Below are 13,826 nucleotides of genomic sequence, written 5' to 3'. Positions count from 1 at the left end.
TCAAATCAGCAAAACAAAAAGCTGAGTAATATATTGAGGGTCATACAGCAAGTCGAACATCTAAATAATATATTTCTTTGCTAACGGGCTCTAACTTTAGTATTATTAGTAGCATCCAACATTGATTTTTCAGTGTTAGAATAATTCTAGCGAAACGATATTTTTATGTGAATACATAAGAAATATTTGTTTCGCTTTTTTTTTGCAATTTATTTGAATCTTGTAATTATTTAGGATTATGCAGGAGACAATTAAAATTACTGAAATGGTGACAACGATATGGCAAGTCTTGAGTTTATTAACTATCAACCTCGTTCTGCTCAAGTAAAAGGTGGTTCAGTACATTGGTGTAAACTCAATCGAGAAGAAATCGATAGCTTACCTCAAATATTATGGAAGGATAATTCCACTTGGGCAGAGGTAAATTTATGGGCATTAGAACAGGCTACTTCATATAAGCGGAGTATCAAAACAGTGAGGTCAAATATGTCTCACCTTCTAGCTTATGCAAAATGGTTAGAGTCTGAGTCAATTGATTGGTGGCACTTTCCTGAGAGAGAAAGTGAGCGTTGTCTTATACGCTTTAGAGGCGCGCTAATACAAGCTAGAAACTCAGGTGAACTAGCTCCTAGTACTACATCACAAAGGATGGCGTCAGTAATTAGATACTATAAATGGGTGAAAGAAAAAGGAATAATTTCACCAGAATGGCCTATGTGGCAAGATCGAATTGTAGGCATCAAAATTACCAATGTATTTGGTTTTGAACATACTTTACGTGTATCAAGTCCGGACTTAGCTATTCCAAACCGTACTGTTGTTGGAGCTATTAAGCTTGAAGATGGACTACTACCTGTATCAGCTAGCGCAATGAAAGAAATATTATCCCTAGCCGATGAAAAATCTTCTAAAGAGTTTGCATTAATGTTACGGATAGGGTTTTTCACAGGTTTACGCATTGGATCAATCACTAATCTAAAAGTTACAACTCTTCAAAACGTTATTGATATTCCTAGTTCCGGACTAAAAACAATCTCTATAGGACCTGGTGCTAGACCACCAGTAGCTACAAAGTTTGATGTGTCTGGCTCAGTTCCAATACCTGATGATCTCATTAACATTCTTATGAAGTATGCTATGAGTACTAGACGCTTAAAACGCCAAGCTGCGGCTTCTAAGGAAAATCAAGATTTTCTTTTTCTAACTAAGTTCGGTAATACATATTGTAATGATAATAGTCGTGCAGTAAACGTTGAGATGCATCGATTACGGGAGTCTGGTAAAAAAGCAGGTATGAAATTCTTAAGAGGCTTTTACTTTCATAGAACTCGCGCTACATATGCCACTGAACTTATGAAAGTTGCTTTAAAGTTTATGCCTATTAGTGACTCTATTCAGTTTGTTAAAGAAGCATGTTTACATAAAGATGAAAACACAACTATGAAATATGTAAAATTTATTGAAACAAACAAAACAATGAAAGAGGCCGCCAATGCTTTCACTGAAGCTTTTATGGGTCAAATTAAAGAACATCACAATGACTGAACTAAATTTTATTTTAAAAGGCTTAGCACTAGGAACACATACAACACCTTGGGATCTAAAAGTTCTCTTATTTAAAGGAGCTACGAATGTCAGACGCAATATTGCAATGCAAGCTATTGATAGTGGCGAATTCGGAGAATTAGTTGAGGATAGGCTATCTTTTGTAGGCAAACTTTATAATGTGCTAAATGTCTATCTTACTATGGGGAAATCTAAGAGAACAGTTATTAGTTATCTTGAACAAGTATGGAGTTTTTATAATTGGATAAATGATAATGATATGCCTGCTACAGAGGCAAAAATATTGAATGTTTTTAAAAAATGGTCTGAGTATCTATTCAGGAAAGTGAATTTTACTAAAGATTTGGCGAAAATGACAGCTTATAAGCGCGCTTCAACAATAGCGAGACTTATAACAAAAGCGTTAGATCTACCTGATTGTAAAGCCGGTCATAGACTAATGTTAACAACAAGGTTGAAACGGCCAAATTACGTACAAAAAGTCCTAACCACTAAAGCTGATAAGCAAAATTTAGCTGATACCTATGAGTTTGGTCATACGTTAACTGCTATTTGTAATTTTCTAAATATTAATATAGTACGTGGAAGGTTGCCTATCAAAATTGTAATAAATGAACAAAGAATATTAACAGTAGCAGGTAATTTAATTGATCCAGATTTAGATCTTAAAAATATAAGAAACAGTAGTAATAATCAAGCAGTTGTGATTGCACGTCAACCTTTAGCAGAAGGTGTCAGCCTTCTAGATATAAATAAAAGATCAGGAATCCTTAATCTTAGGATTGAGTCAGAATTACTTCTATTCATAGGTCAAACTGGAATGAATCTATCCCAAGCTGCTGCTTTAGAAAGAAATAATTATAGATGGCAATCGGATGGAGAAAATTATGAGGTTTTTAGAGTTTATAAAGGTCGTCGTGAAGGTGAAGCTATTTTTCGTTGTTATAAAGCATATCGTTATCATCTTCAAAAATATCTCAGTTGGCTTGATGAAACTGAGTTAAGTAGTAATGATGGAAGATTATTTCCATTAATAAGTAGGGGTATGGTAAAAGCGAAAAATTCTAGATTATATCTTAGTACGACTAAAAACTTATTTAAAAAACATGATATTGCCTTTATTAATCCAAGCAAATTACGTAATACACGTATTAACTGGCTACTAAGGCATACTAATGACTTAGAACTTACCGCTGAGCAAATGGGTAATACCGCAGATGTATTGATTAAAAACTACCTACGCCCGAATCATCAAAGGGCTTCAATCGAAATTTTAGAGTTTCATAACTTAACTGATACAGGTCATGCTTCTCCTGGTCCGGGAGTATGTGTAGATTCGCACCAACCAAAAGCAATAGCTAAGTTCCCAGAAAGTGCACCTAAACCTGATTGTATAAGTCCGGATGGTTGTTTATTTTGTGAAAAACATCGTGACATAATGAGTTCAGAGTACTGCTGGAAACTAGTTTCACACTTAAAAATAAAAAGCATAGAAACAGGTTTATATAAACCCTCTGAAGATCAGTTTGTTCATCCAAGCAATATCGTAATTGATAGAATTATCCTAAAACTCAAAGCGATTTCTGAAAGCAGTGAAATCCGAAAAATATGGGTTGAAGATGCTCAGGATAATATTCGTTCTGGAAAATATCATCCTCTATGGGATGGATATATAAAATTATTGGAGAAGATTGTATGAATATCTCTGATTTTCCAGGGTTGCAAATTTCATCTTCGCTCGTTAATGAAGATGCCCCTAATTTTCGTCCAAATAGTTGGCCTATAAAAGATGACTTTCCTGTAGTTATTGACTCAAAAGAAAATATAGTTTCACGCTATAGTGATGTGAGATGGGACTTTTCTCCCTGGGAAGGTAGTAATTTAAAAATCTATTTTGGTGATGGTCCAGGGCAAGGCCATAAAGTCAGTTCAGAAAATGCTAATTTACTACGTCAAGTTATGGCCTGGTGGCTATGGGGGCATGGAGCAGCAGCTAAACCGAAAACTTTAGTCTTTAAGTTTAAGACAATCAAACCTATATTTGTAATTTGTTCAAAACATAATATTCTCGCTTCAGAATTATCTGATCATCCAAATATAATAAAGAAGATAGCAATTAGTCTTAAAGTTAACAATGATCATATTATTACCTATTTAAATGATCTGAAATTTATTTCAGAAAAATTAGGTTTTACAATTCTTGACGACGAGGGTATGAAAATTTTCATTAGCAATTTATTGAAAACTACAGTTACTCAAACAGCATATATACCTGTAAGGATATGGAGCTATCAGGTCGGGAGGCTTAAAGAGTGCTTAGACGATTTTATGGAACATAGAGAAAAAATTGAAAAGTTACATCAGTTTTGTTTGGATGCTTATGCAAAAAATGCTGGTGGAAACCTATCAATGGCATTTGAGGGTTTAGGGGCTAATCAACCTTTTGGTAAATTTAAACCTAAAGGTCAAAGTGACTCAAATAAAGTTTTTTATGGAAAATTTTCTGAAGTTGCGGAGAAGTTCGAAATAGACGAATTATTAGAGAAGTGGGTTAGAGTAGATCATTCTTATGGGGTCAGGACGCTCTCTAGTTATATGAGCCTGATCAGCGTCGTAGGACTCGCGTATATATTAAATTTTTCTTTAATGCGTTTGAGTGAAGGCAGTAAATTACGGACCAACTGTTTAGAGATAGAAAAAAACCATGGCATTGAGGATATCTATTTAATAAGAGGTGTTACAACTAAGACTGTCGAAGACGATAATGCTTTGTGGATAGTATCTCCCACCGTCAAGATAGCCATAGATGCCATGACTATAGTTGCTAATCTGAGAGTCAATGCCGCTAAAAACAACTCTAAAAACAACATGTCTGAGAATGATATAAATAACCCCTTACTTCAGACAATGGTGTTTGAACCATGGCAGACCAGTAAAGACTGTTACATTAGGAACGGTTATAAAACTATGAGAGCTTATACTAATGTATCGAATGTATGGCCTAAGCTATTTGATGATAATGAAATGAGAATAACAGATAAAGATTTAGAAATGGCAAACAGATTGACATTTAATTTGGATCCAAAAAAATACTCAGTCGGAAAAATATGGCCTTTGTCGTGGCATCAGCTGCGACGTACAGGGGCTGTAAATATGCTAGCTAGTGGACTTGTTTCAGAGTTATCACTTCAGTATCAATTAAAACATTCTAGCCTAGCTATGACCCAGTATTACGGTCAGAATTATTATAAGTTAAAAGGACAATTGAGCGATGAAGCACGTGGTTTCTATTTGCGTGAAATGTACGAATCTATAGTTAGAGACTTTAAATCGTTGCAAGATGATCATTACATCTCTCCACATAATGAAAAGCGGAAAGAGCAAATCTTAACCGAAATATCAGATAAAGATCATAAGGAGCTTATTAAAGCCGCTAAACATGGAAGGATAAGTTATCGTGAAACGTTCCTTGGCGGTTGTGCAAATTTAGGTCCGCCATGTCCATTAGGTGGCATAAGTAATATTAGTTCTTGTATGGGTTTTGGTGATGAAAAGCCGTGCAAATCAATATTAATAGATAAAGATAAGTTACCAATCATTAATCAGTTAAAAGAGGTACTAAATAATCAAGTAATGAATGTTGAAGTTGATACACCACTATATCATTCTATACAAGCTCAATTAGAATCAGCGGAGCGAGCAATTTATGTTATCAATCGAAGCTAAATCTATAGCTGAAGAAAGGAAAGTTAGTAAAGCTGAATTGAGGTTTCTGGAGGCATTTGAACGTTTAAAATCGGGAAAGCCAGAAATTTTACCTAAGGGGACACCTGTAAGTCAGAATAATGTTGCTAAAGAAACAGGGGTAAATCCTTCGGCTCTACGTCGTGCTCGTTACCCTGAATTGGCTGAAAAAATTCAAAGTTGGATAGAAGAGAATGAAGAATCTTCAGGGCAAAGATCCTCAAGACAGATGATGCTTGCAAAAAAATCACGCAATAGGGACTTGAAAGAGCAGATTCGTTCTTTGACAGAACAGCGTGACAAGGCTTTATCGATGTTAGTTGAGAGCAATCGTGAAATCGTTAATCTAACTTTAGAAAATGAAAGATTAAAGTCTCGACTTCCTTCGATTAATGTCTCAAGGCTAAAATAGCTGCTAAACTAACCTAGTTTATATCCGTATTTTCTTACAGCGAAGAATCCCTGTACTGAAGCCGATTAAGAATAAAACCAATAGAGAACAAAAAACATGGCTAAAACACCGGTAAGCAAAAAAGATAAAATAGACAATGGCAATTTTGAAGAAGCCCTTTGGGATGCGGCCAACAAGCTACGAGGTAGCGTCGAATCCTCAGAATATAAGCACATTGTCCTCAGCCTGATTTTCTTAAAGTTCATCAGTGATACTTTTGAGTAGCAGCGCCAAAAGCTTATCGATACAGGTTATGAAAAGCATATCGATATGGTACAAGCCTATACCAAAGACAACGTGTTCTATTTGCCAGAAGAGAGCCGTTGGAGCTTCATTCAGCAGAATGCCAAGCAAGAAGACATCGCGCTTAAGATCGACACGGCACTTAGCACCATTGAGAAAACCAACCAATCATTGAAAGGCGCATTGCCTGACAATTACTTCTCACGTCTTGGCTTAACGGCCAGTAAGCTTGCTGCCTTGATTGATGTGGTCAATAACATCGATACCATTGGTAATCCAGAAGAAGACACGGTAGGGCGCGTGTATGAGTATTTCTTGGGTAAGTTTGCTGCAACTGAAGGTAAAGGCGGTGGTGAGTTCTATACACCCAAATCTGTGGTCAATCTGATTGCAGAGATGGTTGAGCCGTATCAAGGCAAAATCTATGATCCGTGCTGCGGCTCGGGCGGTATGTTCGTCCAGTCGATTAAGTTCATTGAGAGTCACCACGGTAATACCAAAGACGTGTCTATCTATGGGCAAGAGTACACCAGCACGACCTACAAGCTCGCTAAGATGAACCTTGCCATTCGTGGCATCTCGAGCAACTTGGGTGATGTGGCTGCCGATACCTTTTTTAAAGATCAGCACGAAGACCTTAAAGCGGACTTCATCATGGCAAACCCACCTTTTAACCAAAAGGATTGGCGCTCCTCTGATGAGCTGGTCGATGACCCACGCTGGGCAGGCTATCCGACACCGCCGACGGGCAATGCCAACTATGCGTGGATATTGCACATGATATCTAAGCTCTCTGAGCATGGAACTGCTGGTTTTGTCCTAGCAAACGGTTCGATGTCTACTACTACTAGCGGTGAAGGTGAGATACGCCAGCAGATTATTGAGAATGATTTAGTCGATTGTATGATTGCGCTACCGGGTCAACTGTTTTATACCACCCAAATTCCGGTGTGTTTATGGTTTATCAGTAAAGACAAACAAGCTACGTCAGCTGATAGTAAAGCTCGCGGTTTACGTAATCGCAGCGGTGAAACGTTGTTCATCGATGCGCGCGCTATCGGCAGCATGATTGATAGGACGCATAAAGAGTTCTCTACTGATGATATCGAAGCGATTGCGAAGACTTATCATGCATGGCGCGGAGAAGCGGAAGCAGGCGGTTATGAAGCCTATAGCGATGAGGCAGGCTACTGTAAATCTGCAACGCTTGATGACATTAAAGCCAATGACTATGTGCTCACTCCTGGGCGTTATGTTGGTGCTGCGGCAATTGAGGATGATGGTATACCATTTGAGACTAGAATGTTAGAACTCAGCCAAACGTTATATGCGCAGATGCAAGAATCGCAAAAGCTAGATGCGACCATTTGTCACAATTTAAAAGTATTGGGTTTTGGAGATAAGATCTAATGCATGATTTAAAGGGATGGGTTTATGAAAAGCTTGGAGATTTACCAATCTTATTTATTGATAGTGATAGGTCAAAGAGGTATCCGAAAAGAAGTGAGTTTCAAGATCAAGGAATTGCATTCTTAAATGCTGAATCCATATCAAGCGGGCGTTTTGATAGGACAAAAGTCAATCACATACCTTATGAAAAATATGAAGAAATAAAAAAAGGTCGTGTTGAAAATGGCGATGTCGTACTGACGATGCGCGGAAATGGGGTTGGTGATGCAGCACTAATTTTCGGGGAAGGTATTCTAGGGTTAATTAATGCTCAGATGCTAATTCTGCGTCCAAATGATGAAACGATAAACTCTAAGTTTTTATACTATGGTTTCATTTCTCCTCAATTTAAATGTGAGCTAAGTAATTTTGTTTCAGGTTCTGCCCAACCTCAGCTCACAATGACTCATCTACGCCATGTGCCTTTTCGTGTGCCACCACTCGCAGAACAAAAAGCCATTGCTCATATTCTTGGCTCGTTAGACGACAAAATCGAGCTAAACCGCCAAATGAACGAAACGCTAGAAGCAATGGCGCAGGCGATGTTTAAAAGCTGGTTTGTTGATTTTGATCCGGTGATCGATAATGCGCTCGCAGCTGGTAATGCTATTCCTGATGAGTTTATAGAGCGTGCGGAGCAGCGTAAAGGCATTGAGAAAAAAGACAATTCAGATACTCAAGGCTTATTCCCTGATGCGTTTGAATTTACAGAAGAAATGGGGTGGATTCCGAAGGGGTGGGAGGTTAAGCCTTTAGATGAGGTTGCTAACTATTTAAATGGTTTAGCACTGCAAAAATATAGACCTGAAAATATTGATGATGATTATTTACCAGTAGTTAAGATTGCACAGCTAAGAGAAGGGTTGGCTAATCATGATGAGAAAGCATCTATTAATATTAAACCTGAATACATTATAGATAATGGTGATGTGATCTTCTCATGGTCTGGATCATTACTAGTGGATGTATGGTGTGGTGGAAAAGCCGCACTAAATCAGCATCTATTTAAAGTAACATCAGAAGAATATCCTAAATGGTTTTATTTAAACTATACAAAATATCATTTAGCGGAGTTTCAAAGGATAGCTACGGATAAAGCTGTAACAATGGGGCATATTAAACGAGGACACTTAAAAGAAGCGTTATGTGTTATTCCTGAAAATAGAGTTGATGATAATATATTTGCAGTTTTTGAAGATATTTTGAATAAACAAATAAGTTCAAAAATTGAGAGCCAAAATATCGCTAAACTCCGTGATACCCTTTTACCTAAGCTCATGTCAGGAGAGCTACGTATTGCAGACGCTGAGGCACTTGTGGATGAAGCTGTATAGCTTTCAATAGCAAACGTTTATCCCAAAAATATAATCATTAATGGAGTTCAAAATGAAGAAGCTTTTACTTAGTTTAGGTGCTTTATCTGCGACTCCTGTAATGGCTGCCGCTCCTGCTTTCTCTGCTAGTCAAATGGCTCAGGTCAAAATCAAAGATTTAAGCTTTAAAGAAGTCATGCGTCAGTTTTATAGTGGTCAGATGTTCGATATTCATGTGGATTATATGGAAGATACACCGTATATCGGATTAGGGAAATATGATGATTCTGACAGGGCGACTATCGCCTTAATGCGCCCTGTTATTCAATATAAAAATACAGCAGGTGAAGATCGTTATCTAATTATCATTGAAAAGAAACAAGTTTCTGATGGAGAAATTGACTCTTGTCATATCTGCAAGGCAACAGCAGATTTATACAGCTTTAAAAAACTGAAGAATGGATTGTTTCAGTTAGTGAGTCGAACACCAAAGAACGTAGGGGAGTCGGGTAGCAATGGAAGTACAGGACTTTATGCTGAAGATATTAAAAATGGTCTACAGCCGTTAGGTAAGAACCTAGTAGGAAGTGTGTTTACGAATTTCTATATGGGTCAAGGTGCAAGGGATGACTGGTGGAAAGCCTTACATTTACCTGAGAATGATTTTATCAATGTTTATTATGTTGGTGATGCTGGCTCAAGCAATGAGCGTTATGATGAAGACTCACCTTTGTATTATGGTTATGAAGGGACTTTAAAAGTATTGTCTGACAATACCACTTATTATCCTATTATGTTGACTTACAAAGGCGAAAAGCCTACTGAAGATGATGAGCGTATTGAGCATGTTAATTACAGCAAAATCATGAAATTCAATCCAACAAAGAAAGCTTATGAGTAACCTAGTTTCGCGTTGATTTTATCGCGGCCCACCATTGTAAACTTTAAACGAGAGACTAGAGCTTAATAAAAAGGATAAAGTATAGTTTTTTAGAATGCATTTTATGCACCAATGATAAGGCTACAAACCGCAAACGACACTTAAAAAACACCCTACGTATGATTTAAATTTAAAATAGTAGCGCGGTAGAATGTCGTTTCACGAATTGATAAAAGTATTTGTATTGGATACATGGTAATTAAAAATTTAATAAGAAATCATCTTAACCAACGTCTAGAGCTTGAAGACAGTAATTGCACTATAGCAAACACTCCAGCTAGTACGCTTTGTCTAAAATCCCATCTACCTAGACCGCCATCTTCAAAAATATTAACTTCCGAAGCCGCCAGAAATGTTAAGGCCATTATTACTATGAACGAAATAATATAGGCATACATCCATCCTTTGCTACCATTCCATATCTTGTATGGAAAAATCAATGTAATAGCAGATATTACGATTATAAAACCAAAAGTACCTTTATCGATTATTCCGTTATTCAAATCTATAAAGTTTAAAACTACTGATAATGCAGTTGATGCTAGTATTGCTATAACAGCCATAGTTACTGTTGAAGGTCGAGAGTTAAGAAATGCGGACATTTTGAAGCCTTTGTTTATATGTTAAGTTTAAATATTAGGTAAGTTACTATTATTACAAATTAACAAACAAAATTACACTATATATCTTAATTGACATAATTTGTCTATAATAACTGAATGTTATTGTAGACAAGTTTTTAGCTATGAAAGTTGAGATTGCATAATGAAATTTACCGAAGACAGACTTGAACAAGCCATTATCGAGCTACTAGCAGCCGAGAGCTATCCACATACAGTTGGTGAGGCACTCGATCGTAACCCTGACGATGTACTGATTAAGTCTGATCTTCGACAGTTTTTAGCAACCCGTTATAAAGATGACTTGATCACAGGGTACGAGATTGAGTCCATCATTCATAAGCTTGAATACCTTCCTGCATCCGATTTGTACGACACCAATAAAGCCATCATGAAATTTGTCGCGGATGGTTTCTTCTTGAAGCGTGACGACTACACCCAAAAAGATTTATACATCCAGCTTATCGACTATGACGTGATTGGCAGCAGTGCTATAGACACTAACTGCTATCGCATCGTCAATCAGATGGAGATACAAGGCTTTGAGCTGCGTATTCCTGATGGCATTCTCTATATCAACGGCTTACCACTGGTGGTGTTTGAATTTAAGAGCAGCATCCGTGAAGATGCCACCATGTTTGATGCTTACACCCAGCTAACCACCCGTTATAAGCGCGATATTCCAGAGCTGTTTAAATATAACGCCCTATGCGTCATCAGTGATGGGGTCAACTCAAAGATGGGCTCTTTCTTTGCCCCTTATGAATTCTATTACTCTTGGCGCAAAGTTACAGGAGAAGAAAAGTTAGAGAAAGACGGTATCCATTCCTTACTGACCATGGTTGGCGGTTTATTTGATAAAGCACGTTTGGTTGATGTCATCCGCAATTTTATTTATGTACCTGATAAATCAAGCAGGGAAGAGAAGATCGTCTGTCGTTATCCGCAGTATTATGCTGCTACTAAACTATATGACAATATCAAGCAGCACATGAAGCAGCTCGATAATCATGGCAATCTAATTAACGATAATGGATTACGTGATGGTAAGGGCGGTACTTACTTTGGCGCGACTGGCTGTGGTAAGAGTTTTACCATGCTATTTCTAGCACGTCTGTTAATGCGCGACGTTGAGCTTGGTAGTCCAACCATTATTTTAATCACTGACCGTACCGACTTAGACGATCAGTTATCCAAAACCTTTACCAATGCCAAGACCTATATCGGTGATGATGAAATTATCAGTGTCGAGAGTCGTGCTGAGCTAAGAGAGAAGCTCAAAGACCGCAAAAGCGGCGGCGTGTTTTTGACGACCATTCATAAATTCACTGAAGACTTAGCACTACTGACCGAGCGTACCAACGTCATCTGTATCTCAGATGAAGCGCACCGTAGCCAAATCAATCTCCAGCAAAAGATCACCGTTACCGAAGATGGGGTGAAAAAGACTTACGGCTTTGCTAAGTACCTGCATGATTCATTGCCCAATGCCACCTACGTGGGCTTCACGGGCACACCGATTGATGCCACCCTTGATGTCTTCGGTCCAGTCATTGATAGCTATACCATGGTTGAATCGGTATTTGATGAGATCACCGTACGTATCGTCTATGAAGGCCGCGCTGCGAAAGTACTACTCGATAGCAAACAGCTTGATGAAGTAGAAAAATACTATAAAGAAAGCGCGGATGCTGGCACCAATGAGTATCAGATAGAGAAAAGCAAAAAAGCCATGGCGAGTATGTCCACCATCCTTGGTGACCCTGATCGCATCAGAGCCATTGCTGAAGACTTTGTGACACATTATGAGGCGCGAGTAGAGGAAGGCACGACGCAAAAAGGTAAGGCAATGTTTGTCTGTAGCAGCCGTGAAGCTGCCTATCAGTTATACAAAGACATCATAGAGCTGCGTCCTGAATGGAATGAGGTGCGAGCGTGCGAGGAAGGCTCAACCTTGTCAGAGAGCGACAAGAAAAAGGTCATGCCTATGGAGCGCGTCAAGATGATTATGACTCGTAACAAGGATGACGTAAAAGGCATGTGGGACAATCTGGGTAACAAAGACTACCGCAAAGAGCTAGACCGTCAGTTTAAGAATGGCAAATCTAACTTTAAGATCGCCATTGTCGTTGATATGTGGCTCACAGGCTTTGATGTACCGTTTCTCGATACCATCTATATAGATAAACCCCTACAAAAACACAGCCTGATTCAGACCATCTCACGGGTCAATCGTAAGTTTGAAGGCAAAGAAAGCGGCTTGGTCGTTGATTATATCGGCATCAAAAAGCAGATGAATCTGGCGCTCTCGCATTACACCAGCGGTCAGGTTCAAAACCTAGACGATATCCAAAAGTCAGTCGTGGTGGTGAAAGACCATTTGAACCTACTGGATACCGTCTACCATAAGTTTGACTCTAGCCTGTATTTCAACGGCACACCACTACAGCAGCTCAATTGCTTGAATGCAGCGGCTGACTTTGCATTGCAATCCAAAAAGCTGGAAAAGCGTTTTATGGATTTAGCCAAGCGCCTGAAGTCTGCCTATGATATTTGCGTGGGCAGTGAAGCGCTCACAAAGGCGCACAAAGACAAGATTCATTACTACCTAGCCATTCGTACCATCATCTTTAAAATCACCACTGGCGGCGCGCCTGACGTTGAACAGATGAACCAAAAGGTACGTGACCTAGTAAAAGATGCGCTGATGAGTGATGGCGTTGAAGAGATATTTAAGCTGGGTGATAACACCGATGGTGAGATCGATATCTTCGATGAAGACTACCTCGCCAAGCTTGAAGTGATCAAACAGCCCAATACTAAGTTAGAGCTGCTACAACAACTACTGGCTAAAGCCATTGGTGAGCTGAAAAAGACCAACAAGGTAAAGGGCGTCGATTTCAGTAAGAAGATGAATGCTTTGGTTGAGAAGTATAACGACCGTGATGAGCAAGATTTGCTACGTGCCGAAGTCATTGGTGATTTCTCCGATGAAATCATCAAGCTGTATCACGAGCTACGCGAAGAGATGGCATCGTTTAGTGAGATGGGTATCGACTTTGAAGAAAAAGCGTTTTACGACATCCTGCTGTCACTGGCGCATAAGTATAACTTTACCTATTCAGAAGACAAACTGCTTGAGCTGTCAAAAGAAGTGAAAAAGCTCATCGATGAGAAGGCTAAATACACTGACTGGAATAAGCGCGACGACATCAAAGCGGAACTACAGTTTGATTTGATGATATTGCTCGATGAATGGGGCTATCCACCTGTTGACTCAAAAGAAGTGTATAAAGAGATATTTGAGCAGGCTGAGAACTTTAAGAAAAACAGGGTGGTTTAGTTATACTTGTACATAACTTAGTATGATTTTTTGAGTTTGAAAATGCTGTAACGATAATTTTATCATGTCAGGGCCTGGCCGCCTGAATCAAGTAAATCAGCCTCCGATAATACATGGGTACTTCACTTTACAGTTCGACAGACGTCCTATTAAATAT

General features: G+C 38.6%; 8 protein-coding genes and 1 pseudogene. 8 read left to right on the top strand and 1 reads right to left on the bottom strand.

Annotated features, from left to right (window positions below):
- The first annotated feature begins 279 nt into the window (after window positions 1–279).
- The 7 genes and pseudogenes from FQ083_RS01590 to FQ083_RS01560 all read left to right on the top strand — a co-directional run bounded on the left by FQ083_RS01590 (window position 280) and on the right by FQ083_RS01560 (window position 9,667).
- Window positions 280–1,545, top strand: a complete 1,266-nt coding sequence (locus FQ083_RS01590) for a tyrosine-type recombinase/integrase (protein WP_149408535.1) — start codon at window positions 280–282, stop codon at window positions 1,543–1,545.
- Window positions 1,538–3,265, top strand: a complete 1,728-nt coding sequence (locus FQ083_RS01585; RefSeq protein WP_149408533.1) for a site-specific integrase — start codon at window positions 1,538–1,540, stop codon at window positions 3,263–3,265. Before FQ083_RS01590 ends, FQ083_RS01585 begins: the two co-directional genes overlap by 8 nt.
- Window positions 3,262–5,292, top strand: coding sequence for a site-specific integrase (locus FQ083_RS01580; protein ID WP_149408531.1), 2,031 nt, complete (start codon window positions 3,262–3,264; stop codon window positions 5,290–5,292). Before FQ083_RS01585 ends, FQ083_RS01580 begins: the two co-directional genes overlap by 4 nt.
- The gene (locus FQ083_RS01575; protein WP_223145212.1) at window positions 5,273–5,722 is read left to right on the top strand and encodes a hypothetical protein; all 450 of its coding nucleotides are present in this window, start codon (window positions 5,273–5,275) and stop codon (window positions 5,720–5,722) included. Before FQ083_RS01580 ends, FQ083_RS01575 begins: the two co-directional genes overlap by 20 nt.
- 96 nt (window positions 5,723–5,818) lie before the next feature.
- Window positions 5,819–7,414 (top strand): annotated as a pseudogene (locus FQ083_RS01570) (type I restriction-modification system subunit M).
- The gene (locus FQ083_RS01565; protein ID WP_149408529.1) at window positions 7,414–8,787 is read left to right on the top strand and encodes a restriction endonuclease subunit S; all 1,374 of its coding nucleotides are present in this window, start codon (window positions 7,414–7,416) and stop codon (window positions 8,785–8,787) included. Before FQ083_RS01570 ends, FQ083_RS01565 begins: the two are co-directional and overlap by 1 nt.
- Window positions 8,788–8,839: 52 nt before the next feature.
- A complete protein-coding gene (locus tag FQ083_RS01560; protein ID WP_149408527.1) occupies window positions 8,840–9,667 on the top strand; it encodes a hypothetical protein in 828 nt (275 codons plus the stop codon).
- Window positions 9,668–9,924: 257 nt separating this feature from the next.
- On the opposite strand, the gene FQ083_RS01555 is transcribed toward FQ083_RS01560, so the two are convergent.
- The gene (locus FQ083_RS01555; RefSeq protein WP_149408525.1) at window positions 9,925–10,308 is read right to left on the bottom strand and encodes a hypothetical protein; all 384 of its coding nucleotides are present in this window, start codon (window positions 10,306–10,308) and stop codon (window positions 9,925–9,927) included.
- Between the two features lie 163 nt (window positions 10,309–10,471).
- Here FQ083_RS01555 and FQ083_RS01550 point away from each other — a divergent pair, with 163 nt between their 5' ends.
- Complete coding sequence (locus tag FQ083_RS01550; protein ID WP_149408523.1) at window positions 10,472–13,669, top strand: type I restriction endonuclease subunit R; 3,198 nt, start codon at window positions 10,472–10,474, stop codon at window positions 13,667–13,669.
- The last annotated feature ends 157 nt before the right edge of the window (window positions 13,670–13,826 follow it).

Source organism: Psychrobacter sp. ANT_H59, from assembly GCF_008369225.1.
GTDB lineage: Bacteria > Pseudomonadota > Gammaproteobacteria > Pseudomonadales > Moraxellaceae > Psychrobacter > Psychrobacter cryohalolentis.
This window is presented reverse-complemented; position numbering and strand designations above follow the sequence as displayed.